The organism is Actinokineospora enzanensis DSM 44649, assembly GCF_000374445.1.
GTDB classification, from domain to species: Bacteria; Actinomycetota; Actinomycetes; order Mycobacteriales; family Pseudonocardiaceae; genus Actinokineospora; species Actinokineospora enzanensis.
Window position 1 is genome coordinate 61986 of record NZ_KB894404.1, and the last position, 26985, is coordinate 88970.

The 26985-nt window shown below is 72.2% G+C and carries 22 protein-coding genes and 1 riboswitch; of the genes, 10 read left to right on the forward strand and 12 right to left on the reverse strand.

Annotated features, from left to right (window positions below; all coding sequences use genetic code 11):
* Positions 1 to 205: 205 nt before the first annotated feature.
* Positions 206 to 916 (reverse strand): PP2C family protein-serine/threonine phosphatase, encoded by a 711-nt coding sequence (locus C503_RS37670; protein WP_018680727.1) that lies wholly within the window; start codon positions 914 to 916, stop codon positions 206 to 208.
* Between the two features lie 209 nt (positions 917 to 1125).
* Between C503_RS37670 and C503_RS0103050 the strand changes: the two genes are divergently transcribed.
* Positions 1126 to 1497: a macro domain-containing protein gene (locus tag C503_RS0103050; RefSeq protein WP_026315925.1), complete on the forward strand. Its 372-nt coding sequence runs from the start codon at positions 1126 to 1128 to the stop codon at positions 1495 to 1497.
* Positions 1498 to 1655: 158 nt separating this feature from the next.
* The gene (locus C503_RS0103055) at positions 1656 to 2669 is read left to right on the forward strand and encodes a beta-ketoacyl-ACP synthase III (protein WP_018680729.1); all 1014 of its coding nucleotides are present in this window, start codon (positions 1656 to 1658) and stop codon (positions 2667 to 2669) included.
* Positions 2670 to 2850: 181 nt separating this feature from the next.
* On the opposite strand, the gene C503_RS0103060 is transcribed toward C503_RS0103055, so the two are convergent.
* From C503_RS0103060 to C503_RS0103085, 6 genes are all read right to left on the reverse strand, one after another.
* The gene (locus tag C503_RS0103060; RefSeq protein WP_018680730.1) at positions 2851 to 4329 is read right to left on the reverse strand and encodes a GH1 family beta-glucosidase; all 1479 of its coding nucleotides are present in this window, start codon (positions 4327 to 4329) and stop codon (positions 2851 to 2853) included.
* 37 nt (positions 4330 to 4366) lie between these two features.
* Positions 4367 to 5578: an MFS transporter gene (locus tag C503_RS0103065; RefSeq protein WP_018680731.1), complete on the reverse strand. Its 1212-nt coding sequence runs from the start codon at positions 5576 to 5578 to the stop codon at positions 4367 to 4369.
* Between the two features lie 85 nt (positions 5579 to 5663).
* Complete coding sequence (locus tag C503_RS0103070; RefSeq protein ID WP_018680732.1) at positions 5664 to 6884, reverse strand: UDP-N-acetylglucosamine 2-epimerase; 1221 nt, start codon at positions 6882 to 6884, stop codon at positions 5664 to 5666.
* A 166-nt stretch (positions 6885 to 7050) separates the two neighbouring features.
* Positions 7051 to 7710: a response regulator gene (locus C503_RS0103075; protein WP_018680733.1), complete on the reverse strand. Its 660-nt coding sequence runs from the start codon at positions 7708 to 7710 to the stop codon at positions 7051 to 7053.
* Between the two features lie 22 nt (positions 7711 to 7732).
* Positions 7733 to 9571: a sensor histidine kinase gene (locus tag C503_RS0103080; protein WP_018680734.1), complete on the reverse strand. Its 1839-nt coding sequence runs from the start codon at positions 9569 to 9571 to the stop codon at positions 7733 to 7735.
* A 453-nt stretch (positions 9572 to 10024) separates the two neighbouring features.
* Positions 10025 to 10585, reverse strand: coding sequence for a histidine phosphatase family protein (locus tag C503_RS0103085; protein ID WP_033400185.1), 561 nt, complete (start codon positions 10583 to 10585; stop codon positions 10025 to 10027).
* A gap of 267 nt (positions 10586 to 10852) precedes the next feature.
* On the opposite strand from C503_RS0103085, the gene C503_RS0103090 reads away from it, so the two are divergent.
* The 4 genes from C503_RS0103090 to C503_RS0103105 all read left to right on the forward strand — a co-directional run bounded on the left by C503_RS0103090 (position 10853) and on the right by C503_RS0103105 (position 13334).
* Complete coding sequence (locus C503_RS0103090; protein ID WP_018680736.1) at positions 10853 to 11065, forward strand: CbtB domain-containing protein; 213 nt, start codon at positions 10853 to 10855, stop codon at positions 11063 to 11065.
* An 8-nt stretch (positions 11066 to 11073) separates the two neighbouring features.
* Positions 11074 to 11868, forward strand: a complete 795-nt coding sequence (locus C503_RS0103095; RefSeq protein WP_033400186.1) for a CbtA family protein — start codon at positions 11074 to 11076, stop codon at positions 11866 to 11868.
* Positions 11869 to 12060: 192 nt separating this feature from the next.
* Positions 12061 to 12717, forward strand: a complete 657-nt coding sequence (locus C503_RS0103100; RefSeq protein WP_018680738.1) for a hypothetical protein — start codon at positions 12061 to 12063, stop codon at positions 12715 to 12717.
* Complete coding sequence (locus C503_RS0103105) at positions 12717 to 13334, forward strand: hypothetical protein (RefSeq protein WP_018680739.1); 618 nt, start codon at positions 12717 to 12719, stop codon at positions 13332 to 13334. The genes C503_RS0103100 and C503_RS0103105 overlap by 1 nt, the downstream gene beginning before the upstream one ends.
* Before the next feature lie 576 nt (positions 13335 to 13910).
* Here the strand turns inward: C503_RS0103105 and C503_RS0103110 are convergent.
* The 3 genes from C503_RS0103110 to C503_RS0103120 form a co-directional block, all read right to left on the reverse strand.
* The gene (locus C503_RS0103110) at positions 13911 to 15296 is read right to left on the reverse strand and encodes a cobyrinic acid a,c-diamide synthase CobB (protein ID WP_018680740.1); all 1386 of its coding nucleotides are present in this window, start codon (positions 15294 to 15296) and stop codon (positions 13911 to 13913) included.
* Positions 15290 to 15904 (reverse strand): cob(I)yrinic acid a,c-diamide adenosyltransferase, encoded by a 615-nt coding sequence (gene cobO, locus C503_RS0103115; protein WP_018680741.1) that lies wholly within the window; start codon positions 15902 to 15904, stop codon positions 15290 to 15292. The genes C503_RS0103110 and cobO overlap by 7 nt, the downstream gene beginning before the upstream one ends.
* Positions 15905 to 16680: 776 nt before the next feature.
* Entirely contained in the window at positions 16681 to 18681 is a 2001-nt protein-coding gene (locus C503_RS0103120) for a putative cobaltochelatase (protein ID WP_018680742.1), read from the reverse strand.
* 51 nt (positions 18682 to 18732) lie between these two features.
* Positions 18733 to 18861, reverse strand: a riboswitch (cobalamin riboswitch).
* A 416-nt stretch (positions 18862 to 19277) separates the two neighbouring features.
* Here C503_RS0103120 and cbiE point away from each other — a divergent pair.
* Genes cbiE through C503_RS0103140 form a run of 4 tightly spaced genes read left to right on the forward strand, consistent with a single transcriptional unit; the run spans position 19278 to position 24389 of the window.
* A complete protein-coding gene (gene cbiE / locus C503_RS0103125) occupies positions 19278 to 20510 on the forward strand; it encodes a precorrin-6y C5,15-methyltransferase (decarboxylating) subunit CbiE (RefSeq protein ID WP_018680743.1) in 1233 nt (410 codons plus the stop codon).
* A complete protein-coding gene (cobM, locus tag C503_RS0103130) occupies positions 20507 to 21250 on the forward strand; it encodes a precorrin-4 C(11)-methyltransferase (RefSeq protein WP_018680744.1) in 744 nt (247 codons plus the stop codon). Before cbiE ends, cobM begins: the two co-directional genes overlap by 4 nt.
* Entirely contained in the window at positions 21247 to 21969 is a 723-nt protein-coding gene (locus C503_RS0103135) for a cobalt-precorrin-6A reductase (protein ID WP_018680745.1), read from the forward strand. Before cobM ends, C503_RS0103135 begins: the two co-directional genes overlap by 4 nt.
* Positions 21966 to 24389, forward strand: a complete 2424-nt coding sequence (locus C503_RS0103140) for a DEAD/DEAH box helicase (protein WP_018680746.1) — start codon at positions 21966 to 21968, stop codon at positions 24387 to 24389. Before C503_RS0103135 ends, C503_RS0103140 begins: the two co-directional genes overlap by 4 nt.
* Here C503_RS0103140 and C503_RS42960 read toward each other — a convergent pair whose 3' ends face one another.
* Both C503_RS42960 and C503_RS0103150 read right to left on the reverse strand, forming a co-directional pair.
* Positions 24390 to 25721 (reverse strand): HoxN/HupN/NixA family nickel/cobalt transporter, encoded by a 1332-nt coding sequence (locus C503_RS42960; protein ID WP_018680747.1) that lies wholly within the window; start codon positions 25719 to 25721, stop codon positions 24390 to 24392.
* The gene (locus tag C503_RS0103150; RefSeq protein WP_018680748.1) at positions 25718 to 26875 is read right to left on the reverse strand and encodes a DUF3500 domain-containing protein; all 1158 of its coding nucleotides are present in this window, start codon (positions 26873 to 26875) and stop codon (positions 25718 to 25720) included. The genes C503_RS42960 and C503_RS0103150 overlap by 4 nt, the downstream gene beginning before the upstream one ends.
* Positions 26876 to 26985: the final 110 nt, after the last annotated feature.

Here is a 26985-nt window from a genome sequence, read left to right on the forward strand (position 1 = left end):
CGCCCGCGCGAGCCGTACATGCGGCACTGCTCGGTCAATCCCGCACAGCCGAACCCCGGCGAGCGCCGAGGATCGGAACCCACCGGGGTTGTCCACAGGCATGATCATTACGGCCGGGCACTGTCGGTCTTGCCGGGTAGAATTGACTTCGGGGGTCCCCCACGGAGTTGTCCACAGGTCGACCGCAGCGCTTGACAAGCGGCGCTCAGGGGATGTCCAGCACCACGGCGGTGAGGTTGTCGGGGGCGCCCAGGCCGTAGACCGTGGTGCGGAGCGTGTCGACCAGTGCGACCGGGTCGGGGATGCGGCACAGGTTGTGCAGCGTGCCCGGGTCCAGCACCGAGCTGATGCCGTCCGTGCACAGGAACAGCCGCGTCGGGGTCGACAGCGGGAGTTCGAGGACGTGCGGGACCGGGCCGGGGTCGGGGGGATCGCCGAGGGCCTGGGTGAGGCCGCCGGTCACGGCGTCGTCCACGGTGAGCTGGGTGAGGGTGCCGCGGGTGATGTCGTAGACGCGGCTGTCGCCGATGTTGAAGCAGACGGCGTGGTCGGCGGCGACCAGGACGCCCGCGATGGTGGTGCCCATGCCGGAGGTCTCGACGCCGCGGTTGGCCAGGTCGTAGAGCTCGGCGTTGATGTCCACCAGGCCCGCGGCGGTCTCGCCGGGGGTGGTCCAGGCCAGGTAGCGGTCGGCGGCGGTGACCAGGGCGGTCGCGCTGGCGACCTCGCCCGCGGCGTGGCCGCCCATGCCGTCGGCGACCGCGCACAGGACGGTCCGGGACGGTTGCGCGCGCAGGTCCACCACTGCGGGCTCGGACGACTGGGTGAACCAGCCGAACACCAACACCGCGTCCTCGTTGCCCTCGCGCACCCGCCCCCGCCCGGTCATCGCGACCGCGCGCACCGCCGTCTGCATCCCCCGACGCCTCCCTCAGCACGTGCCGGTGCGGCGATCCCGCCTCCCCGTCGAGTCGCGGGCCAGGTCAGCATACGGGCCTGCCGCGCGCGGTCGGCAGGCACGCCCCGGAGCTCGAACTGTCCACAGTGGACGCAGGCGCGGCCGGACAGTCCACAGTGGCGGGCAATCCGGTGGACACCCGGTCGCGCGCGGGGCACCATCCGGGCATGGCACGGATCGAGCTGGTGCGGGGCGACCTCACCGAGCAGGACGTCGACGTCGTGGTGAACGCGGCCAACTCGTCGCTGCTCGGCGGTGGCGGGGTCGACGGGGCGATCCACCGCAAGGGCGGGCCGGAGATCCTGGCCGAGTGCAGGCGGCTGCGGGCGGCCGCGGACCTCGGCGCGCGGACCGTGGCATTCCCGGCCATCTCCGCCGGTATCCACGGGTGGCCGGTCGACTCGGCCGCGCGCATCGCCGTGGGTACGATCTCCGAGGCCCTGCCGGGGGCTCCTGGCGTCGAGCTCGTGCGGTTCGTGTTGTTCGACGATCGGACGCTCGCGGCCTACACCGCGATATCCGGCGGACTGTCGGGTTGACGGCGCGAATACACCAGGGTGCCCTGCGGGACAACGGCAAAGGTTACCGGCCGGTGCTACCGACGGGTGAGCTGACGGTCAAAAGTGACTGTCGTATAACACTTTCGGTGAGAAGTTCATCACAGGGCGAGCGTTACCCGATGGTAATTCTCCATGGTGTGGCGGTGACAGTCATCGCATTGCGCCAAGGCCCGGGGGTCGGCGGCGCGCGGCTGGTCGGGCTCGGCTCGTACCGGCCGCAGACAGCCGTGGGCAGCGCGGAGATCGCCGCGCGGTTCGGGCGCACCGGCGAGTGGATCCGGGAGCGCACCGGCATCGTGTCCCGGCGGTTCGCCCGCACCGAGGCCATGGAGGCAATGGCGGTGACCGCGGGTACCCGCGCGCTCACCCAGGCCGGGTACGGCCCGCGGGAGATCGACCTGGTGATCGTCGCGACCTGCAGCGCGCAGTCCCCGGTGCCGGTGCGCGCCGCCGCGGTCGCCAAGGCGCTCGGCGCGCCGGACGCGGCCGCCTTCGACCTCAACGCCGCCTGCGCGGGCTTCTGCTACGCGATGGCGGTGGCCGCCGACCTGGTGCGCGCGGGCTCGGCGCGCCGGGTACTGGTGGTGGGCACGGAGAAGATGACCGAGTGGGTGGACCCGGCCGACCTGGGCACCTCGATCATCTTCGGCGACGGCGCGGGCGCGGCCGTGGTGGAGGCGTCCGACGAGCCGGGCATCGGCCCGATCGTCTGGGGCAGCGACGGCGCCGCCGAGTCCGCCGAGCTGATCGAGATCCCGGTCGGCGGCCGGATGCGCATGCAGGGCCAGTCGGTGTTCCGCTGGGCGACCACCGAGATCCACCCGATCGCCCTGCTGGCCTGCGAGCGCGCGGGCGTGCGCCCGGCCGACCTGGCCGCGATCGTGCCGCACCAGGCCAACCTGCGGATCATCGACGCGCTCGCGCGCAAGATCGACGCGCCGAACGCGGTGGTGGCCCAGGACGTGGTGGAGTCCGGCAACACCTCGGCCGCCTCGATCCCGATGGCGCTGGACCGGCTGCTCGCCGAGGGGCTGGCCGAGCCGGGCGGGCTGGCGCTGCTGATCGGCTTCGGCGCGGGCCTGACGTACGCGGCACAGGTGGTGCGCATGCCCGCACGGGTGCCCGCGCCCGCCGGTCTCGTGACGCGCTAGGCGCTGTCCGGCAAGTCCGGCACGCGCTATCCGCGCCCGCGCGGCCTCCGGCCGCACGGGCGGAAAACCCAAGTACAACCCGGTACGTGCGGCTTCCCGCCCGCACGCCCAGAGACCACGCGGATCACGGATCCCGCGCACCAGACTTACCGGACAGCGCCCAGCGGCGCGGCTCGGAACGTCAGCCGGGTATCAGCGGGTCCACGGCCTGGCCCGCGGTGTCGCTGTAGACGTACTCGGTCGCGACGGTGCCGTCCGGTGCGTCGCGGGACACGGTCGACGTCCTGGGGCGCACCACCAGCGCCCCGGGATCGCGGCGGACGACCTCCCGGTACCAGTGGTAGGAGTCCTTGGGGGTGCGGGTCTGCGTCGCGTAGTCCACATGGACCAGCCCGAAGCGTTCGCGGTACCCGGCCGCCCACTCGAAGTTGTCCGTCGCCGACCAGGCGAAGTAGCCGCGCACGTCCGCGCCGTCGGCGACCGCCGTGGCCAGCGCGCGCAGGTGCGAGTCGTGGTAGTCGATCCGCGCCTGGTCGGGCACGCGGCCGTCGACCGGGTCCGGGTCGTGGTAGGAGCATCCGCTCTCGGTGATGTAGAGCGGCGGCAGGTCCTTGCCGTAGCGGTCGGTGAACATCGCCACCGTCTCGCGCAGACCGTCGGGCACCACCGGCCAGTCGAAGTCGGTGCGCGGGTAGCCGGTGATCGGTCGCGGCTCGAACGGCAGCCCCGGCGGCAGCGCGGCGCCGTCGACGGTCCCGGTCCGGTCGCCGGTGCGCGCGCCGACCAACGTCGGCATGTAGTAGTTGATGCCGAAGAAGTCCAGCGGCTCGGAGATCACGGCCAGGTCCTCGGCCACCGGGCCGGGCATCGCCGCCGCCAGCTCGGGCACCGGGTAGCGCCCGCGCAGCACGGGATCGGCGAACAGCCAGTTCACCAGGACGTCGTAGGTCTGGGCCGCCTCGACGTCCGCCGCGGAATCCGACGCCGCCCACACCGGGGCGTGGTTGCTCGCGGTCCCGATGCCGGTGCACCCCGCCGCGCGCAACGCCCGCACGGCCAGCCCGTGCCCGAGCAGCAGGTGGTGCGCGATCGGCAGCGCCCCCAACCCGAACGCCTTGCCCGGCGCGTGCATGCCCATCGCGTAGCCGAACATGGTGACCACCACGGGCTCGTTCACCGGCATCCAGAGCCGCACCCGGTCGCCGAGCCGCTCACCCACGACCGCCGCGTAGTCGGCGAACCGGTACGCGGTGTCCCGGGACAGCCAGCCACCCACGTCCTCGACCGACTGCGGTGTGTCCCAGTGGAACAGCGTCACCGCGGGCGCGATGCCCGCCGCACACAGTTCGTCCACCAACCGGTCGTAGAAGTCCATTCCCGCCGGGTTGACCACCCTGCCCGGCAGCACCCGCGGCCACGACACCGAGAACCGGTAGGCACCCACGCCCAGGTCGCGCAGCAGCGCGACGTCCTCCCGGTAGCGGTGGTAGTGGTCCGTCGCGACGAGACCCGTGTGGCCGTCCCGGATCCGGCCCGGTTCGGCGCAGAACGTGTCCCACACCGACGGCGCCTTACCGTCCTCGTCGGCCGCGCCCTCCACCTGGTAGGCGGCGGACGCGACGCCCCATAAGAAATCGTCCGGTAATCCGGGGAACGGCATCGGTGCCCCATCTCTGTTATCGGTGAAATCCCGGTTGTCAGCGAACGGACCGGACGCGGAACACCAGCACCGCGCCCAGCAGTCCCACCGCGGCGGCGATCGAGTACAGCACCGGGTATCCGCCCAGGTGCGCCACGATCGGCGCGGCCACCGCGGGTGCGAGCACCTGCGGCAGCGTGTTCGCGATATTGACCATCCCGAGATCTTTGCCCCGGTCTGCCGCTTTGGGCAATACCTGGGTGATAAGCGCGAAGTCGACCGAGGTGTAGATGCCGAACCCGATGCCGAGCACGGCCGCCGCGGTGATCGCGCCCGGCCAGGTCGGCCACGCCACCAGTAGACCGGACGCGACCGCCATGACCAGGCCCGCAGCACACACGAACACCCGCCGCCTGCCCAGCCGGTCCGACCATATCCCGCCCAGCAGCACGGTCGCGAGCATCGCGACGGCGTATACGACGGTAAGTGTGAATACGCCGCCCCCCGGGTCGGCGACGCGCACCTGGTCCTGCAGGTAGTAGAGCAAATACAGTAACGCGAGCGCGTTGCCCAGGTTCATCAGGAACCGGGTCACCCAAGCCCAGGCGAAGTCCGGGTACCGGCGCGGGTCTATCCAGAGCCGCTTGCTCGTGCGCGGCAGTGGGCGACTCTCCACTGGCAGCAACGCGAACGGCAGCGCACCCAGCGCCACGAACGCCGCGCACGCGAGATATCCGCCGTGGACGGTGCCGCCGGTCAGCGCGAGCCCGGTGCCCGCCATGATCCCGGCCGTCTGCGCCAGCCCGAACCAGCCGCCGACCGTGCCACGCCGGTGTTCGGGGACCTCGTCCGGGATCGCCGCGCTCAGCGCCGCGAACGGGGCGTTCAACGCGATCTGGGTGAGCGACCAGCCGACGACCATGCCTGCCACGGAACCCGCCGTGGATAACAACAACAGCCCCACCGCGCCACCGACCGCGCCGCCGAGCACCCATGGTCGGCGGCGGCCCCACTTGCCGCCGGTGCGGTCCGACAGCGCGCCCCACAACGGGTTGGCCACCAGCGAGCACGCCGCGCCGACCGCCGCCACCAACGCCAGCACGGATTCCTTGGACAGCGGCGAGATCAGGTCGGCCTGCTTGGCCAACAGCACCTGCAACGGCCCGTACCAGCCGACGAAGGTCGCGGCCGTGGCCAGCGCGAGCGCCGCCGTCCACCGCCCGCTTTCCCGGGCTGTCTCGGGTCTGGCGTCGGCAACGTCGTCGTGCACGGGTGGCACCCCCGGTGTCGCAGGTGGCGAAGCGGTGGGGGCGTTCCCCGGTCGCGCGAGGTCTGCACAGGATGCGTGGTATGGATCAACCGGTCAAGGACGCGGGGCTGAACTCCTCGGGGCGGTCGCGCAATCCCAGCAGCCATTGGATGGCCCGCTCGCAGCGGTCGGCGGCGCACCCGTCGCCGAACGGGTTGGCCGGGTGCGGGACCGTGAGCCGCGCGGCCCGGGTGAGTACCAGCTTCTCCGCGATCCGGCTGACCACCGCCCGGTCCGGACCCGCCGTCCACGGGTGCAGCGGCTGCCGCGGCTCGCCCCAGGTGCCCGGCTCGCCGCCGACCACCAGGGTCGGCACGCCGAAGCTGGGCGCCTGCTCGGCGAGCGTCGCCGAGTCGGTGACCGCGGCCGCCGCCACCGACAGCAGGCAGACCAGCTCGGGCGCGGTCAGCGGGTCGGTGATCGTCACCCGGACCAACCTGCCCAGCATGTCGTAGGCCCGGTGCCGCAGCGGGCCGCGCGCCACCGGCAGCACGATCTCCAGATCCAGGCAGGTCAGCACCAGGTCGGCGAGACCGTGCAGCAGCTGGCTGGCGGCGGCCGGGTCGGTCCAGGCGGCCCCGTCCAGCAACACCAGCGCCAGCCGCGCGTCGCCCGCGACCACGGCGTCCGTCACCATCCGCACCCGGTCGTCCCGGTGCCGGTCGAATCGGTCGAGCGCGGCGAACCCGGCGTCGACCGCGGTGCTGCCCACGGTGACGACCTTCGGCCCGCGGTGCCCCTCGGCGGCCAGGTTCGCCGTCGCGTCCGGGGTCGCGGCCAGGTGCAGCGAGCTCACCTGGGCGATCAGCCTGCGGTGCCCCTCCTGGGGGAACGGGGCGGTCAGGTCGTAGGAGCGGATGCCCGCGTCCAGGTGCACCACCGGGACCCGCCGCCAGAACGCGGCCATCGCGGCACCGAACGCGGTCGCCGAGTCGCCCTGGACGACCACCGCGTCCGGCGGCCGTTCGGCGAAGGCGTGGTCGAGCCCGGTGAGCAGCCGCGCGGCGGTGCGGGTGATCGGTTGTCCGTCGCGGGTCAGCTCCACCAGCACGTCGGTGGGTAGGTCGAACCCGGAGAGCACGGCCGTGGCCGCGGGGGCGTCGACGCCGCAGACCAGCACGAGCGGCCGGACCGCACGCCTGCCACGCAACGCCGCGGCCAGTGGAGCCAGCTTCGTGGCGGCGGCCGCGTCGCCCGCGACCAGGCAGACCTCGGGGATGTGCCCGGCAGGCGGCGGAGCAGGCAACGGCACGAGGGTGTTCGGCAAACCCGAGGCCCCCTTCCGCTGCCGCGGACACCCGGCGGGGACCCCGCTGTCGTGTCCGATTCCCTCATGCGGTATAGCGCGAGACGGCGCGGACGTTACCCCCGCCCGGCTCGACGCGCCGCCGACACGCCGCACCCGGTCAGGGGACGCGGGACCGCCGCGGGCCTCAGGGAGTCCCGGTGCCGCGTTGGGCGTTGTGCAGGCGGGTGGCGTACACGGCGGCCTCGGTGCGCCGGTCGAAGCCGAGCTTGTGCAGCAGGGTGGAGACGTAGTTCTTCACCGTCTTCTCCGCCAGGAACAGCGCGCCCGCGATCTGCCGGTTGGTCATGCCCTCGGCGATCAGGTCCAGGATCTTGCGCTCCTGCGGGCTCAGCGTCGCGTAGCGGGGGTCCTCGGCGCGGCCCGCGCGCAGCCGGTCCAGCACGGTGGCGGTGACGCCCGCGTCCAGCAGCGAGCCGCCCGCCGCCAGGGTGCGCACCGCGGAGACCAGGTCGTCGCCGCTGACCTGCTTGAGCATGTAGCCCGCGGCCCCGGCCATGATCGCGCCGAAGAGGGCCTCGTCATCGGAGAACGAGGTGAGCATCAGGCACGCGGGCGGCGGCATCACCGAGGAGCGCACGTCCCGGCACACCGACACGCCCTCGCCGTCCGGCAGCCGCACGTCCAGGATGGCCACCCGCGGCCGCACCGCGGGGATCCTGGCCAGTGCCTGCGCCGCGGTGGCCGCCTCGCCCACCACGTCGATGTCCGGTTCGACCTCCAGTAACTGCCGCAGCCCGCGGCGGACGACCTCGTGGTCGTCGAGCACGAACACGGAAATGCTCATCCACGTGCCTCCTGGCCTCGCGTCACGACTCGGCGTGCGCGCGCAGCGGCACGTCCCAGTCGACCCTGGTCCCGCCCCCGGCGGGGGAACCGATCGCGCAGTCGCCGTCCCAGCGGCGCGCGCGTTGCACCATGTTCGCCAGCCCGCCGCGGTGGGCGATGTCCGTGGGCAGGCCCCGGCCGTCGTCCTGTACGCGCAGCCGCAGCCGGGTGGCGTGCCGGTCCACGGCCACGGTTAGCGCCACCCCGCCCGCGCCCGCGTGCCGGACCACGTTGGACAGTGCCTCGCGCAGCGTGGCCATCAGGTCCAGCGCGACGTCCGCGGGCACCACCGAGTCCAGCGGACCCTCCAGCCGTACGGTCGGCTCGTACCCCAGGGCGGCGGTCGCGTCGGAGATCGCCCGCAGGATCTCGCCGCGCAGGCTGTAGGGGCCGTTCACCGGCTGCTGCAGGGAGAAGATGCTGCGCCGGATCTCCCGGATGGTCTGGTCGATCTCGGCGACGAACCCGGTCAGCCGCTCGGCCGCATCCGGGATGTCCGGCGCCCGCTTGAGGCCCTGCAGGCCCAGCCCGATCGCGAACAGCCGCTGGATGACCAGGTCGTGCAGGTCGCGGGCGATCCGGTCGCGCTCCTCGTAGAGCGCCAGCCGCTGCCGGTCCTGCTGGGCGTAGGCGAACTCGATGGCCAGCGCGGCGTGCGTGGCGAAGTCGGTGATCATCCGCAGGTCTTCGTCGTCGAACCGGTCGGCGCCGTGCTCGCGGGCCACCATCAGCACCCCGGACGGCCGCGATCCGGTGCTCAGCGGCACGAACAGCGCGGGTCCCAGGCCGCTGATCGCCCGCGGCAGCTGCTGGAAGGTGGTCGCGGAGCGGAGCAGCGTCGCCTTGGCCACCTCGCCGAGCACCCGGGCCCGGCCGGTGCTGAACACGTCGCCGGTGATGCTGTCGCCCGCGGACATCCGCTCGTCCACCAGCTCGTCGGCCAGCAGCCCGTCGGCGGCGCGGATCAGCAGGTTGTCGGCGCCCGCGGGCACCGCGACGAACGCCAGCACCCCGGCCGCGGTCTCCCTGGCCCGGCGGGCCAGCAGGTCGAGCCCCTCCACGTCGCACACGCTGGTCCGCAGCACGGCGGTGACCTCGGTGGTGGCCCGCAGCCAGCTCTCCCGCCTGCTGGCGCGGTCGAAGTTGCGGGCGTTCTCGATGGACATCCCAGCGGCCGCGGCGAGCGCGACCACCACGTCCTCGTCCTCCTGTGTGAACGCCCGTCCACCGATCTTCTCGGTCAGGTACAGGTTGCCGAACACCTCGCCGCGGACCCGGATCGGCACGCCGAGGAACGACCGCATCTCCGGGTGGTGCTCGGGGAACCCGGCCGCGGCCGCGTGCGCGCTCAGATCGGGCACCCGCACCGGCCGGGGCTGTTCCACCACCATGCCCAGCACGCCCTTGCCCACCGGCAGCTCGCCGATGGCGCGCGTGATCGGCTCGTCGATGCCGGTGTGCGTGAGGGCGCTGAGCTGTCCGTCGTGGTCGAGCACGCCCAGGGCGCCGTAGCGGGCGCCCGCCAGCTCACAGCCCGCGTCCACGATGCGGCGCAACACGTCAGGCAGCGATAGGTCGCTCGCCACCGACAGCACCGCGTCCAACAGGTGGCGCATCCGGTCCTGCGAGACCTCGGCCGCGGCGGCCTGGTCGACCAGGCCGTGGAACAGGTTGACCCGACGCCGGTCGGCGCTCGCGCGGGGTTCGTCCGGCCGCTCGGCCGCCGGGCCGTCCGGATCGATCCCGGACGCGTCGATATCGGTGGGGCCGCCCGCAGTCCTGCCCGGACCGCCCGGCTGGTCCGCACCCGCCTGAAGCACGGCGTCACCGCTTTCTCCGCCTCGTGCGCGCCCGACCCGTGCACCGCCGCCGGGAATGCCATCGTCCACGTTCGCCCGCGTGCCGCGTCGCGACAGTTCGCGTCGGGGAAATCATCGGACGTGATCGGTGCGTCGAGCGTCCACGACATTCGCGCGCGGCGCAAGACCGCCGGGCGCATGTCCCCGAAATGACCCACGGCGTTGCCCGCTCGCGCGCTACCCGGCTACCCGGTGACCTTATGGCTGCCGGTGACGCAGCGTCGGCGAATGTTGACCTGGTGTGGGCGACGGACTGGTCCCTTCGCGCCGGGAGCGCTCGCCGGACCCGGATCCCGGTGGCCGAGCGTGATCGACAACGCGCGGATCTGATGGGCTGTTCGGCCCAAATGGCGCAGACGATTCGGTGTGCGCAATTCGGCGGGAATGCGCACGCGTTTGCCCGAAAAATGGACGTCAGGCCGAACCGTCGACAATCCACCTGAGCGTCCAGCGACCCGGTCCGCCACGCAGAACCGCGCGCGCCAGCGGACCCACGTCGATCCGCCAGAAGCTGGCCGGACCGGCCGCCAGCGCGTGCACCAGCGCCGCCTTGACCACCGCGGGCGCGGTGACCGCCACCGTGTGCCCGACGTCCGCGGGCCGCTCGTCCAGCCAGCGCCCCACCCGCTCCACCAGCTCCACCACCGACTCCCCGCCGTGCGGGGCCGACCCGGGGTCGGTCAGCCAGCGGGTGACCGCGTCCGGCTCGGCGGTGGCCACCTCGTCCAGCGTGCGGCCCCGCCACCGGCCGTAGTCGTTGTCCCGCAACCGTTCGTCCGGGTCGGCGGCCAGCCCCAGCGCGGCCGCCGTCTGGGCGCACCGCAGCATCGGGCCGCGCAGTGCCCGGTCGACCCGACCCAGGTCGGGCCCCGCCGCGGCGTCCCGCAGCGCCGCCTCGGTCAGCGGCTCGTCCGCCGGGAAGGCCGCCGTGCGCGTCGCCGCCGTGGCCCCGTGGCAGATCAGCACGACTCTCACGACCGCCTGCTCCGTCCGGACCCGTCCGACCTGCCGGATGACATTTCCCACCTGCCCATTCGGCCGCGTTGACACCGTCGCGCGCGCTGACCTACGTTCCTCAATCGACCAAGATGGTAGAAGGAAGCCGGTGGGACTCCGGCACGGCCGCGCCACTGTGACGGGAGGCCACCCCGGGTGAACGCCCGGGAGGGACTTCCGGAGTCAGACCCTTCGCCGTCGCACGCTCCACCGACCGGGCCGCGTGAAGCCCTCCAGGAGGCGATCATGACGACGCACACCGTCGCCGTCCCCACCCCCATCCCCGTGCGCATCCCGGTGCGGCAGATCCTGCCGTACGCGATCTTCACCGGGATTCTCTCCCTTATCGCGCTGTACTTCGTCGGCGCCGAGCAGGGCGCGTTGGCCGTGTTCGATGGCACCACGGTGCACGAGCTCGTCCACGACGCGCGGCACCTGCTGGGCTTCCCGTGCCACTGACCGACACGGTGACAACTGAACAGCAGAACACGCTCACGGTCCGCTCACTGCTCGTGTGGGGTCTCCTCGCCGGGCTCGTGGGCGGACTGCTGGCGTTCGGTTTCGCCTCCGCGTTCGGCGAGCCGTCCGTGGACGCGGCCATCAGCATCGAGGAGTCCGGCGGTGCGCACGAGCACTCGCACGGCGACGCGGGCCAGGCGCACGACCACGGCACGGCGGCGGAGGAACCCGCCGAGGAGGAACCGGTCTCCCGGGCGTTCCAGGCCACCGGTGGTCTGGGCATCGGCGCCGTCGCCTATGGCCTCGGCCTGGGCGGTCTGTTCAGCCTCGCGTTCGCGTTCGCCTATGGCCGGCTCGGGTCTCTCTCTCCGCGCGCGAGCGCGGTGACCGTGGCCGGACTGGCCTACGTGGGCGTGGTTCTGGTGCCGTTCCTGAAGTACCCCGCGAACCCGCCCGCGGTGGGCAACGGGGCGACCATCGGGGAACGCACCGGGCTGTTCTTCGGCATGATCGCCATCTCGCTGGTCGCGCTGGTGCTGGCGGTCGTGGCCGCCCGCGCGCTGTCCCGCCGGTGGGGCGGCTGGTGGTCCACACTGGCTGGCGGCGCGGGATACCTGGTCGTGGTGGGCGTCGCGGCCGCCCTGCTACCCGCGATCAACGAGGTCCCGACGGGCTTCCCGCCGTCCGTGCTGTGGGAGTTCCGGACCGCCTCGCTGGGCACCTCGGCAGTGCTCTACGCGGGTATCGGCGTGGCGTTCGCGGCGCTGTTGCACCGTGGACTCACCCGCGGCCGCACTCTCTGACCCAGGCTCACAAGGCCCCGCGTTTCCTTTGGTGGAACGCGGGGCCGAGTTTTGTGCGCACCTTTCCACGGCACGTTCACCAGACCTCCACGCGGTTCACCACACCTCCACGCAATAGCGGCAACGACGGAATTCCGGACAGCGTCTATTGAGGTGACGGCGATCGGCGCCGACTGCCCGAGGAGGCCTTGCTTGCGTGTCGAACTGGATCAACTCGATCCTTCGGTCACCGATTGTCCTGACCGCCCCCAGTGGTGGCCGCTGACACTCAGCCTGGCCGGGACGTGGTCGGTGCTGGTCGCCGTCCAGTACTTCCAGATGGAGATCCTGTCCTACCTGTGGATCCTGGCCATCCCGGTGATCTACGGCGCGTGGCTGATCCCGTTCGCGGCGACCGTCGCCGTCCTGCCGTGGGTATGGCGCTGGGCAAGGTGGCTCGGCCTCGCCGAGTTGGCCGTCATCACCACCGCGCTCGCCGCCATTGTCGCCTCGGTCAACTGGTGGCACGTCAACGCCGTCACCTACTACTACATCCACCGCGGTGAGTTCTTGACGGTAGGACAGTTGACCCAGGACCGCGAGTGGTTGAGCACCGCCCCCTCCGGCTACTACGGTCCGCAGTTGCCGTTGGCGTACGCGCATCTGTCCATGCAGGGGAGCCTCGCGGAGGTCGGCACCAACAACCACGAGCACGCATACCTACTCGCGCGCGGCGCGTTCATCCCGGACGGCGCGGTCGGATACGTCCACCTGGTCGGGGAACCCGAACCGGGACTGACACTCGACGGCTACGGCATCCCCATCAAGCCCACGATCGCCCTCGGCGACGGCTGGTGGTGGTGCCAATGATGCCGCTCGACCTGCCGACCACCACGCCACGTCCACCGCGCGTGCTATGGCCACTGGTGGGACTGTTCGCGGCCTGGGCGACGCTGTTCGTCGTCCACTACTTCCAGGTTCTGTTGTGGGGTTGGACGGCGTGGCGAACCATCGTCTGGTTCAGCGTTGTGGCGGCCACCATCGCGGCAGGCTTGCAGGTGTGGCGCCGCGCGCGGTGGCGGGGGATCGTGTACCTCGCGGTGTTGTCCGCGCTGCTCACTACCGGCGCCTTGCTGCCGAACTGGCCGCACACGTACGCGGTGACCTACTTCGACCTGCACAGCGACACCTTCAACAACCTCGCGCTGTGGCAGGAGGAGCATCACCTTGAGGCAGCCGACGACTACAAGTGCGCGGGTGTCTCGCTCCCGCCCGAGTTCCAGGAGCTGTCCGAGTACGGCTGCCTGGAACCGATCGGCCGCCATGGCGACGATCGCGTGTGGCTGGTGCCCGTGCGGACGACGGCTGACGAGACCTGCGGCTACGCGTACATACCGGGGAAAGTCGATCCCTCGACGACCTTCGACTTCGACGGCGCGATCCATCCGGTGATAGATCTCGGGGCAGGGTGGTGGTGGATCGCCTGACGATCACGCGGTTTCCGTTCTGCTTGACCGAGTTGCCCACAACCCCGTTGAAGGATCTCCACGCGCACACCACCACGTGACGAGCCCACGCTCCACGGCTCCTGTGGACAACTCCGCGCACGACCTCGCCCACCAGCGGTAACGTAGAAATCCGGGGATCCCCCACGAGCTATCCACAATCCGCCGAACAGTCCACAGATGCACGGCGACGCTTGACGGGCCTGCACTCCGCAGCTCCTGTGGACAACTTCGCGCACGATGTCATCTACCTGCGGTAACGTAGAGATCCGGGGATCCCCCGTGGGTTATCCACAATGCCTGGAGCGGTCCACAGGTACGCAGCGACGCTTGACGAGTCCGGCGCTCCAGCTCCTGTGGATGGCTCCGCGCGCCACCGCGCCTACCGGCGGTAATGTAGAAATCCGGGGATCCCCGGCGAGTTGTCCACAACCCCCGGAATCGCTCCACAGATCATCTCCGCCCCTCTTGACAACGTCTCGAATTCGGTAGGCTGTATCCGGGGCAGGCCCCCTGGGATGGGCGGGGGCTGTCCTCGGGCGCGTGAGGGGGACCGGGTCACCCGGGCTGGTGAGGGCGCGCGTGGTCGCGGGCAGCTGTGACGAATCGGTGGATCGCGGTGGGGTTTCCGGCTGGGTGCGTGTGCAGATAGGACGCGTGCAGGCCGCTGTGGACAAAGCCTTCTCGGTGCGAGATGGCATCGTGGCCACGCCAGGCCCACGCGGGGGTCTCGCCGTGCGCAGGCACCGTTCGCGTGCGGTGGAACTCGTGTCCTGCGACGCGCGTGCCTACCTGCCACAGCACGGAATCCGTCGTGGCTACCGCGTCCCGGTAACCCAGCACGAGCCGGGGGGACATGGTGGCGTCGGCCTGGATGACACCGCACATGGGATGGCCGTCCAGTTCACGAGCTAGGTAGAGCAGGCCGCCGCACTCGGCGTGTACGGGTGTGCCCGTGTCCGCCAGCGCTGCCACGTCCGCGCACAGGGACCTGTTCGCGGACAACGCTTCCGCGTGCGCTTCCGGGAACCCACCCGGCAAGACCAGGCCCGCCGTTCCGTGCGGGAGATGTTCGTCCCGCAGCGGATCCACGACCGCGACGTCGGCCCCCGTTGCCCGCAGCAGTTCGACGTGTTCGGTGTAGCCGAACGTGAACGCCGCACCACCGGCCACCGCGATCACCGGTGCGTTCTCCACCGGTGCCACCTCGTCCGAGGATGACCACGCGGGTCCGTCGAAGGTGCTCGCGGATCGCGCGATACGCAAGACCTCCGCCAGGTCCACGGAGTTCGCCACAAGGTCGGCCATGGCGGCTACCGCGCGCACCGCGGGATCCCCATGTTCCGCGGCGGGTACCAAACCCAGGTGCCGGGACGGCACGTCCACCTCGCTCGCGCGCCGCACTGCTCCCAGGACAGGTAGCCCGACGTCTCCGCACGCCTCGCGTAGTACTTCTTCGTGCCGGTCTGAACCGACCTGGTTCAGAACCACGCCCGCTATCCGTACTCCCGGGCGGTACGAACGGAATCCGTGCAGTAGCGCGGCAAGGCTCGTGCTCTGCCCGCGCGCGTCCACCACCAACAGGACCGGCGCGTCCAGCAACCCCGCGACGTGCGCCGTGGAGCCGTAACCGCCGACATCGACGTGGTGGCCGATGCGGCCGTCGAACAGGCCCATCACGCCCTCGACCACGGCGACGTCCGCGCCCGCGGACCCGTGCCGGAACAGCGGGGCTATCCGGTGCTCGCCGACCAGGACCGGGTCCAGGTTCCGGCCCGGCCTGCTCGCGGCGAGGGTGTGGTAGCCCGGGTCGATGTAGTCCGGGCCGACCTTGAACGGCGCCACCACGTGACCCGTCCGGCGCAGCGCCGCCATCAGACCGGTGGCCACCGTGGTCTTCCCGCTGCCCGACCCGGGGGCGGCGACGACCAGGCGGGCTACCACTCGATCCCCTTCTGCCCCTTGTGCCCGGCGTCCATCGGGTGCTTCACCTTGGTCATGTTCGCCACCAGGTCGGCCGCCTCGACCAGCGCGGGCGGCGCGTCCCGCCCGGTGATCACCACGTGCTGGTGCCCCGGCCGCTCACCCAGCACCCGCACCACCTCGTCCACGTCGACCCAGCCCCACTTGAGCGGATAGGTGAACTCGTCCAGCACGTACAGGTCGTGCCGCTGCTCGGCCAGCCGCCGCGAGATCTCCGCCCATCCCTCGCGCGCTGCCTCGGCGTGGTCCTCCTCGGAGCCCGCCTTGCGCGTCCACGACCAGCCCGCGCCCATCTTGTGCCACTCGACCGGACCGCCCTCGCCGGTCTGCTCGTGCAGCCGTCCCAGCGCCAGGAACGCGTTCTCCTCGCCGACCCGCCACTTCGCGGACTTGACGAACTGGAACACCCCGATCGACCACCCCTGGTTCCACCCGCGCAACGCTAGCCCGAACGCGGCGGTCGACTTTCCCTTCATCTCCCCGGTGTGCACCACGACCAGCGGCCGGTTCCGGCGCTGCCGGGTGGTGAGCCCGTCCTGCGGGACAACGCTCGGCTTCCCCTGCGGCATGGCGGTTTCCCTACTTTCGAGATCGGAGCACGGTAGGAGTCGGGTGGGTGGCATCGGAGCCAGGTCGTACCCGAAAGATCGGACCTGGCTCCGATGCCGAGTCCCGACGGATCCACGACGATGACGTTGTCCCCAAACGACTTCGGAACTTTCCAGGAGCAGCCATGACTACCCGGATCCTAGAACCCGCCACGACTGTCCTATATGGACAAGATTGGTCGAGTGTCCATGCCGAGGCGCACGTGCGTTGGCGAGTCCTGTGGTCACCTTCGCCGTTTGATCATGGTCGAGGAGCTCGACCGCGTTCCCCTTCGGTGTCACCGGGTCCCCGGCCGGAACCCGGGCGGACGCATCTCGTCCGATCACCCCGCTACGCCACGATGAGGCATGCCCGCCGATGGGTGCGGCTTGTCTCGGCGTCGACCGCGACGAGCGTGACCAGCCGGACGCTGACATCCGTCGATGCTCGACTTCTCCTCGTCGATCGGTCGCTCGGTCCGCTGTCCCGATCCCGACGCGCGGTGTCGAAGCCTGGAGCGCGACAGGTGCTCGCGGGGGCGCCGCTTCCCGCCGTGCGGGAAGCCGGTCTGATGCGTGCGATACAAGGGGGCCAGGGTAAGGCGAGCCACGTGGACCGCCAGGCTTTCCGGGTGCGGGCCGCACTTGCCGAGAGTCGCGTCCGGGTTTGTCCGACCTGGGTAGGGCTTGTCGTCGGTCCTTGGTCGATCGTGTCCGGTGGGTTCCGGGTTGGTCCGGTGTGTGCGGCATGGAATGCCCTAGGCGGCACGGGCCGCGCGGACGACGCCCGCGACGGTGTCCGCCGAGAGGTCCTCCAAGCGCAGGCCGGTGGCGCCGAGCGCCACGGCCAGGCGGCCTGCCAGGCCGAGGCGTACCGGGCCGGACTCGCAGTCGACCACGATGCTCGCCACGCCCTCGGCGGCGAGCACCGAAGCCGCGCGCAGGGCGTCGGTGACCGGGTCGCCGGTGCGGCCGGTGGCGGCGACGGTCGCGCGGCCGTCGGTGACCACCACGAGCAGGGCGCGCCTGCGTGGGTCGCGCAGGCGTTCCACCGCGAGGATCTTGCGGGCGCGCAGCAGGCCGTCGGCGAGCGGGGTGCGGCCGCCGGTGCGCAGGTCGCGCAGGCGGGCCACGGCGGCCTCGACGGAGGAGGTCGGCGGCAGGGCCAGCTCGGCCGCGCCGCCGCGGAAAGTGATCAAGCCGACCTTGTCGCGGCGCTGGTAGGCGTCGCGGAGCAGGGACAGCACGGCGCCGGTGACCGCGGCCATGCGCTTGCGCGCGGCCATCGAGCCGGAGGCGTCCACGGCGAACAGCACCAGGTTGGACTCGCGGCCCTCGCGTACGGCCCGGCGCACGTCACCCGGGCGCACGATCAGCGCCGTCCCGTCGCGGCCCCGGTCGTGCTGGAACGGGGCAGCCGCGGTGACGGTGCCGACGAGGTGGATGCCCGAACCCTGGGTGGTCGACGCGCGCAGGGCCCGGCCTGCGCCCGCTCGCGACCGGGAACGCCTGCCCGGCGCGCCCTCGCCGACACCGGCGATCTCCAGGACCCGGGCGCGGAACGCCTCGTCGGGGCGCGTCGGGGCCTGAGTGTGGTCGCCGCCGCGCGGCGCCTCGGTGTGCCTGCCGTTCGGTGTCTGGCCGCCGTTGTCGTCCCCGTCGGCGGGGCTCCCACCGCCACCGGGGCCGTCCGGGGTCGGGTCGTCGTCCGGGGTGGGAGGTTCCTGGTCGGCATCGGCCGCCGCGTCGCGCAGGGCCTGGTCGAGCTGTTCCTGGTCCAGGCCGGGCTCGTCGAACGGGTCGCGGCGCCTACGGTGCGGCAGCGCCAGCCGGGCCGCCACGGCGATGTCCGCCTCCGCGACCGCCGCCGCACCCCGCCAGGCCGCGTGCGCCACGGCGGTGCGGGCCACCACCAGGTCCGCGCGCATGCCGTCCACGTCGAAGGAGGCACACACCGACGCGATCCGGCGCAGCTCGGCGTCGGGCAGCGCTACCCCCGGCAGCGCCGCGCGGGCGGCCACGATCCGTTCGGCCAGCTCCGCGTCGGCGGCCGTCCACTCGGCGGCGAACCCGGCCGGGTCGGTCTCGAACGCCAGCCTGCGCCGGATCACCTCGGTGCGGGTGTCGATGTCCCGGGCGGCGCGCACCTCCACGGTCAGCCCGAACCGGTCGAGCAGCTGCGGCCGCAGCTCGCCCTCCTCCGGGTTCATCGTGCCGACCAGCAGGAACGACGCCGCGTGCGATACCGACACGCCCTCCCGCTCGACGTGCGCGCGGCCCATCGCGGCCGCGTCCAGCAGCAGGTCCACCAGGTGGTCGTGCAGCAGGTTGACCTCGTCCACGTACAACACGCCGCGGTGCGCCGCCGCGAGCAGGCCGGGCTGGTAGGCGCGCACGCCCTCGCTGAGCGCCCGCTCCAGGTCCAGCGAGCCGATCAGCCGGTCCTCGGTCGCACCCACCGGCAACTCGACCAACCGCGCCGCCCGGTGATCGGCGACGACGGCGGCGTGCGGACCGTCGGGGCACCGTGGGTCCGGCGCGGTCGGGTCGCAGGAGAACCGGCACCCCGACACCACCTCGACCGGGGGCAGCAACGCCGCCAGCGCCCGCACCACGGTCGACTTCGCGGTGCCCTTCTCGCCCCGCACCAGCACCCCGCCGATCCCCGGGTGCACGGCGTTGAGCAGCAACGACAACCGCAGATCGGCATGGCCGACGACAGCGGAGAACGGATAGCCGGGCTGGGCAGGCTGCGACACGCCATGATCCTCACTCCGGGTCCGCGCCCGGGTCGGTCGTCGGCAGGGCGGAGTGTCCTGGCTCCCGGATCCGCACGCCGGTCCCGGCCTTCCCGGGCCGAACCGCCCCGGTGGCACACAGGGGGACTGGCGCTCCCCGGTCACAGTGGCGGGACCGCACCGGACTCGCACCGGTTTCCTCGCACACCCTGCTGTGGTCGCCACGCATCGTCGCAGACCAGCCCGCCCCGAGCCAAGCCACGTGTCCCGAATCTCCACCCGACGCAACAACCATCCCGACCCCTGGAGCGACCACCTCGGAACAATCACCCACCTGGCAAGCGGCCAACCACCTCTGGGGCGAGTCACCTACCGGACGAGCGATCAACCAACCCTGGGCGGTCATCTCGGGGCCGTCGTCCACCTGGCAAGCGGCCAACCGGTCCGGAGCGTGTTGTCCGGGCTGTGCCGGATGTGCGGGTCGGTGGGCGCGGGAATGAGGTTTGCTCAGTGGGCATCGTCGCGCGTGGCCGCGTCGGGGGTCGGGGCTGGTCAGGGTCGGATACGGTGTCCGGCGGTGTCCGGGTGGACGGTCGGGTGTCGCCGTCGGAGCGGGTGTGAGCGGGGAGGGTGAGATCGGCGTCACGGTGGTCGGGATCGGGGCGGACGGCTGGGCCGGGTTGGCCCCGCCCGCGCGGGCGGTGGTCCTCGGGGCCGAGGTCGTCGTCGGGGCGGGGCGGCAGTTGGGGCTGTTGCCGGACGAGGTGCCGGGGGAGCGGGTCGCGTGGCCGTCGCCGCTGGTGCCCGCGATCCCTGGGATGTTGGCGGAGTACGCGGGCCGGGAGGTCTGTGTGCTCGCCAGTGGGGACCCGATGTTCCATGGCATCGGCACCACCCTGAGCCGGTTCGGGCCGGTGCGGGTGTTGCCGCACCCGTCGTCGGTGTCGCTTGCCTGTGCGAGGTTGGGGTGGGCGGCGGACGACGTCGAGGTGGTCAGTGCCGTCGGGCGGCCGGTGGAGCGGTTGCACGCGGTGCTGCACCCGGGACGGCGGGTACTCGTACTCAGCGAGAACGGGACGACGCCGTCGGCCGTGGTGGAGCTGCTCAGGGCGCGGGGGTTCGGGTCCAGCGTGGTCACCGTGTTGGAGGAGCTTGGTGGGCCGGGGGAGCGGGTCACCGGTGATCTCGACGGGGTCGCGGCGCTGGATATCGCGGCGCTGAATGTCGTGGCGGTGGAGTGTGTGGCGGATCCGGGGGCGCGTCGGCTGCCGAGGGTGCCCGGGTTGCCGGATGACGTGTACGAGCACGACGGGCAGATCACCAAGCGGGAGATCCGGGCGGTGACCGTGTCGGCGTTGGCGCCGGAACCGGGGGAGCTGCTGTGGGATGTGGGCGCGGGCTCGGGGAGTGTCGGCATCGAGTGGTCTCGGACGCATCCGGCCTGTCGGGCTGTCGCCATCGAGTCGAGGGACGAGCGGGCCGATCGGGTGGTGCGGAACGCGCGGGCGTTGGGGGTTCCGGGGTTGCAGGTGGTCCGTGGGGCCGCTCCGGCGGCGTTGGCCGATCTTGAGCAGCCGGACGCGGTCTTCGTCGGCGGCGGGGTGACCGCCGAGGGTGTGCTCCCGGCGTGCTGGTCGGCGTTGCGGCCAGGGGGGCGGATCGTGGTGAACGCGGTGACGTTGGAGTCCGAGGCGCTGGTGGTTCGGTGGCAGGCGGCCGTCGGCGGCAGCCTGACCAGGCTGGAGGTCGGGCGGGCGGCGCCGATCGGCGGGTTCACCGCGTGGCGCCCGGCGCTGCCGGTGACCCAGTGGGTCGCGATCAGGAACGAGCGAATCGGGGTGGGTGCGTGACGGTGCACTTCGTGGGGGCCGGACCGGGGGCCGCCGACCTGATCACCGTGCGGGGACGGGACATCATCGCCGCCGCGCCGGTCTGCCTGTACGCGGGGGCGCTCGTGCCCGAGGAGCTGCTGGCCGTGTGCCCGGACGGCGTGCGGAAGGTGGACACCGCGAACCTGACGCTGGACGAGATCGTCGCCGAGATGGTGGCCGCGCACGAGGCCGGGTCCGACGTGGCGCGGCTGCACTCCGGGGACCCGTCGGTGTTCAGCGCGATGGCCGAGCAGATGCGGCGCCTTGACGCGGCGGGGATCCCGTACGACGTCACGCCGGGGGTGCCTGCGTTCGCGGCGGCGGCCGCGTCGTTGCGGCAGGAGCTGACGGTGCCCGCCGTCGGTCAGACGGTCGTGCTGACCCGGACGTCCGCGCGTGCGACGCCCATGCCGCCCGGGGAGGACCTGGGCACGCTCGGGAAGTCCGGGGCCACCATGGTGCTGCACCTGGCCGTGCACCGCGTGGACGAGGTCGTCGCCGAGCTGCTGCCCAACTACGGCCCCACCTGCCCGGTCGCCGTGGTCGCCTACGCCTCCCGGGTCGACGAGGTGATCCTGCGCGGCACGCTCGCCGATATCGCCGACCGGGTGCGGGACGCGGGCATCCGGCGGACGGCCGTGATCATCGTGGGGCGGGTACTCGACCCGGGCGGGTTCTGCGACAGCCACCTGTACTCGGCCGCCCGGGAACGTCCGTGACCAAGGTGCTGGTGCTGGGCGGCACGGCCGAGGCACGGGCCCTCGCCGCCACGCTGCACGAGCTGCCCGAGGTCACCGTGGTCTCGTCGCTGGCCGGGCGCGTGCGCGATCCCCGGCTGCCGGTCGGCGAGGTGCGGGTCGGCGGGTTCGGCGGGCCGGAGCGGCTCGCGGAATGGTTGTCCGACAATGGGGTCACGGCCGTCGTGGACGCCACGCACCCGTTCGCCGAGCGGATCAGCGCGGCCGCCGCAGCTGCCACCCGCGCGGCCGACGTCCCGCTGATCATGCTGCGGCGACCGGGCTGGCCCTCGCGACCAGGCTGGCACTGGGTCGACGACCTCCACAATGCCCGCGCGGTCGCGGAATCCTTGGGAGAGCGGGTCTTCCTGACCACCGGTCGACAGGGCCTGCCCGCCTTCGCCGACTCCTCGCACTGGTACCTGATCCGCTGCGTCGACCAGCCGGACTCGCCGCTGCCCGCGCGCGCCGAAGTCCTGCTCGACCGTGGACCGTACACAGTGGACGGTGAGCTGGCGCTGCTGCGCGAGCACCGGATCGACGTCCTGGTCACCAAGGACAGCGGCGGCCCGCTCACCGTCGCCAAGCTCGACGCCGCCGAGCGGCTGGGTGTCCCGGTGGTGGTCGTGCGCAGGCCCGCCACGCCGGACCTGGACGCCGTCGACACCGTCGAGGCCGTGCTGGAGTGGCTCCGGCGATGATCTCCCAGCTCGTCCGGTGCGCGGCGACCGTGGAAACCGACACGGTCGCCTTCCACGGCGACGAGCTGCCCGACGGCGTCGAACTCGGCGACCTGGTGCTGCCCGACCGCACCGTGGCCACTGTGCGGCTGCCGCTGCCCGAGGCCGTGCCCGTGCTCACCCGGGCCCGCCGCGACCCGCGCGGCCACCCGACGGCCGCGTTCTGGGGCGCGGTCGTGGTGGTCGCGCTGCGGCGGATCGCCCAGGGCACGCTCGGCCCGGAGGACGTCGACCGGCTGACCGAGCTAGCCACCCGCATGCCGGTCGACGCCGACAACACCGGCGCGCCCGCCGAGAAGGCGGTCCGCGCGTTCGTCGAGGCGATCGCCGGGCCGATCCCGCGCCACGGCCTCCACGTGGTCGGCCTGCGGCTGTCGCTGCGGGTGGAGCCCGACGGCACCTGCGTGCCGCAGGCGCACGACTCGATCGACTCGTCCGTGGTGCTCGACGCGGGTGACCTCTGGGAACGCGGCGACGACCACAGCCGGGCGAGCCTGCGCACCGCCCTGCGCCGGGCCGCGCGCCGGTGGCCGCCGCTGTACCGACTGCTGGACCAGGAGATTCCCGACCGGCTAGGGCTGTCCGAGGACGAGGTCGCCGACCTCATCGCGAACGCGACCCGTCTCGGCGTGGACGTGCACTGGCCGCGTGATCTGCTGGGTTCGCTCGACAGCCAGGTCGTGCTGGGGCGGATCGAGTCGCGTGGCCTGCTGTCCGCCGAGTCGGAACTCATGCTCGACGGCGTCGCCCTGACCAAGGCCGAGGTCGACGTCCTGGCCGAGGCACACCGCACGGTGGTCCGGCTGCGTAACCGGTGGGTCGTGGTCGATCGGGCCCTGATGCCCCGAGTCCTTCAGCCGTTGACGGTGGCCGAGGCGCTCGGCGCCGCCCTGGACGGGCACACGACCGTCGACGGCGCTGAGGTGCGGGTCGTGCCCCAGGGGCGGCTGGCCGCGCTGCACGCCGACATCGCCGATCCGGCAGGCGCGGAAAGGATCCCCCAGCCTGTCGGACTCACCGCGACCTTGCGCGAATACCAGGTGCGCGGCCTGCGGTGGCTGGCCCGGATGACCGAGCTGGGACTGGGTGCGTGCCTGGCCGACGACATGGGCCTGGGCAAGACGATCACGGTGATCGCGCTGCACCTCCTGCGCGGCGGGACGACGCTGGTGGTGTGCCCGGCGTCGTTGCTGGGCAACTGGGCGCGGGAGATCGAGCGGTTCGCTCCCGGGGTCCGGGTGGGCCGGTATCACGGGCGTGAGCGGTCACTGCCCGACTCCGGGTTCCTCCTGACCACCTACGGGACCATGCGCCGGGACGCGGCCCGGCTCGCGGTGGGCGCCTGGGACCTGGTCGTCGCCGACGAGGCCCAGCATGTGAAGAACGCGGGATCGGCGACCGCCAAGGCATTGCGCACGATCCCGTCACGCGCCAGGGTCGCGCTGACCGGCACCCCGGTCGAGAACGCGCTGACAGACCTCTGGGCCGTGCTCGACTGGACCACTCCAGGGCTGCTGGGCACTGCCGACGCGTTTCGCGCGCGCTGGATCCTGCCGATCGAGAAGGATCCGAAGCTCGCCGACCGGCTGGCCCGGGTGATCCGGCCGTTCGTCCTGCGGCGAAAGAAGTCCGACCCGGGGATCGCGCCCGAGCTGCCCGCGAAGACCGAGACCGATCACGCCGTGGCGCTCACCCGGGAACAGGCCGGGCTGTACACGGCCGTGGTTCGCGAGTCCCTGAGCCAGATCCAGGCCAGCTCGGGCATGGCCAGGCGAGGACACGTCCTCAGGCTGCTGACCTCGCTCAAACAGGTCTGCAACCACCCCGCGCAGTACCTGGGGGAGCGGAACACCCGGCTGGCGGGCCGGTCCGGGAAGCTGGCGCTGCTGGACGAGCTGCTCGGCACCATCCTCGCCGAGGGCGGCGCCGCACTCGTGTTCACGCAGTACGTGGCCATGGGGCGGCTGCTGGAGCGGCACCTCCGGGAACGGGGCATCGCCACCGGCTTTCTGCACGGGGGCACGTCGGTTTCCGGGCGGGACGAGCTGGTTCGTCGGTTCGGGGACGGCGAGTTCTCGGTGTTCCTGCTGTCGTTGCGGGCGGCGGGGGTCGGGTTGAACCTCGTCCGGGCCGACCATGTGGTGCATTACGACCGGTGGTGGAACCCGGCTGTCGAGGACCAGGCCACCGATCGCGCCTACCGGATCGGGCAGACGCGGGCCGTGCAGGTGCACCGGGTGATCGCCGAGGGCACCGTGGAGGAGCGGGTGGGGGAGCTGTTGAAGGTCAAGCGGGGGATGGCCGATGCGGTGTTGGGCGGCGGCAGGCTTTCCGAGCTTTCCGATGACGAGCTGGCCGCGCTGGTCGAGCTGCGGCGGTGATCAGGTCAGCAGGTCGCCGAGGCCGCTGGTGGCGAGAAGGGCGCCGAGGATGGTGACCACCAGGGCGGACAACAGCGACAGGTGCCTGGTCATCCATTGTGGACGGTGGGTGGTTGCGCGGGTGAGCAGTGGGGCGCCGGAGACCAGGAGCAGCCCCAGACCGATGAGGACCGCCGCCAGGCCGAGGCTGAACGCGGTGATCATCAGCAGGCCCAGGGCGGTGCGGTTCAGGCCGATGGCGAGCAGGAGGACGCTGAGGGCCTCGGGACAGGGGATCATGCCTGCGGAGACGCCCAGGGCCGCCGTGGCGCGCAGGCTCGGCTTGTGCGCCACGGTCACGGCACCGGGCTGATCCGGCGCCGGATGGGTATGCGATATCCCGTGCCCGTGCCCGTGCCCGTGCCCGTGCCCGTGGCCATGACCGTGGTTCGCCTGCTGGGCGCGGGGTAGGCGGGAGCGGACCAAGCGCAGGCCGAGGACCAGGACGACGCCCCCGCTCACCACCGTCAGGATCGGGACGGCGATGTGCGGGAGCGTACTGCCGCCGATCACCAGGATGGCGCCGCCCAACAGCAGTACGGCGGCGGTGTGCGTGCAGGTGATCACCAGGCCCAGCACGACCGCCTGCCGGGGAGTGCCCTGGTCGCCGACCAGGTAGGCGGCGAGCAGGGTCTTGCCGTGGCCCGGGGTCAACGCGTGCAGGGCACCGAGCAGGGCGCACGCGCCGATCAGCAGGAGGAACGCGAGCGGGGACGTCAGCGGTCTGCGAAGAGCGTCCAGCATGGCCGAACCGGAAGCCTCGGCCATGGCCGCGCCGCCGACCTGGGTCGCCGCAGCGTCGTCCAGGCCGAGCGTGATGGTCCGCCCGTTGTCGGCATGGGTGATCGACGCTGGGGCATGCGTGTCCCGGGTGGTCAGGACACTCATCTGGATCACGCTGGCCGGGCCCGGGTCGTACCGATCCTCGAAGCGGAGTTCGTGCGCGCCACCGGGAACAGCGCCCGAGAACTCCAGGGTCACCGTGCCGCCGCCCGCGCTGAGCAGGTCGAGGGGCGGGTAGTCGTGCTTGGTCAGGGTCAGGTGCACGGCCTGGTCGTCGGCATCGGCGACAAGGGTCGACAGGACGGCGGCCGCGTGCGTCCCGGCCTCGGCGGGGCTGAGGGTGCCGTCCCCGTCGGTGTCCAGCAGGTGGGCGAAGGCCGGGGCCACCAGGACGCCGGGGGTGAGGTCGAGTTCGACGGTCAGGCCCGTGGGCGACCGGGTCAGGTACGCCTGGTGGACGAGCTCGTCGGTAGGGTGCAGGAGAACCGCGCACAGCAGGTCGAGGATCACGTGCCCAGCTGCGAGCCGTAGTCGTTCTCCGGCTCGCGGTAGATCGAGTGGATGTGGGTGATGCCGCCCGCGTTGGCGCCCTGGCCCTGCTGGTGGGCGAACTCGATGGTGAAGGTCGGCCCCTGGACCCGGTAGTAGACCGGCTGGCCGATCGTGGTGGCGCCGTACCAGGCGAAGGTGGTGTCGTCGAGGTTGCGCTGGGCCTCGGCCAGCTTGGCGGCCGCCGCGCCGCCGTTCAGTGGGGTGATCCACTCGTCGATCAGGTCGAGCAGCTTCTGCTTCTGGGCGGAGGTGAAGGTGGACGCCTTCACCCCCTCCTGGGCCAGCGTCTTGCCGTCCTGGCCCGCGCCCAGCACGATCTCCTTGACCGGGGTGGTCAGGATGGCGGCCTTCTGCTGCGTCGCGTCCAGCGCGTCGATCAGCGCGAACGCCTGCACCGTCTCCCCGCACAACGGCTCGGACGGGGTGCCGCCCGCCGTGTAGGAGGCGGGCTGGGCGCCCCACAGCGTGGGGGCGAGGGTCATGTCCTTGCCCGACAGGGTGATGTTGAGCGCCAGGTGGTGGCCGCCGTACTGGATGGTCCACTTCCCGGTGGCGGCCGGGGTGCCCAGCACGCGGATCCAGTAGTGGTCGGCGCCGAAGTCCAGGTTCATGCCGCCCGCGGCCGCGAGCACCCCGTCCGCCGCGCTGATCTGGGTGACCTGGGCGTAGCCGGAGGAGCTCAGCGCCGATTCGAGGACCTTCTTCACCAGCGTCTTCTGCGCCGTGCTCAGCGTGTCCATGCGCAGGCCCGCCCGCTTGAACAGCTGGTCGGGCAGGTTGGACCACTGCGCCAGGTTCGCCGCTGTGCGCTCGGCCAGGACCGTGCTCTTCTGGGTGGCGTCCAGTCCGGCGAGGAACGCCTGGGTCGCGGTCAGCGTGTCGGCGGCGGCCGTCCCCGCGGTCGCGGCCGGGGTGAGTTCCGTACTCGGCGTGGTCGAGCCCGGGGCACAGGTCGACTTGGTCGGCGGGATCTCGGATGAGCCCGCCGCCGTGGTCGTGGCGGCGGGCACCGTGGTCGTGGTGCCCGCGTCGGACGGGGTCGAGGCGTCCTTGGCACACGCGGACGTGAGCAGCAGCGCGGCCAGGATGGCGACGCGACACCGATGACTCACCGTGACCTACTTCCGTGTCGTCCACTCGATCGAGGAATCTCGTTCGGGGACGTACATCCCTTGTGCGCCAAGGGTCCCCGATCGAGTCGATCGTGATGCTAACCACCCCA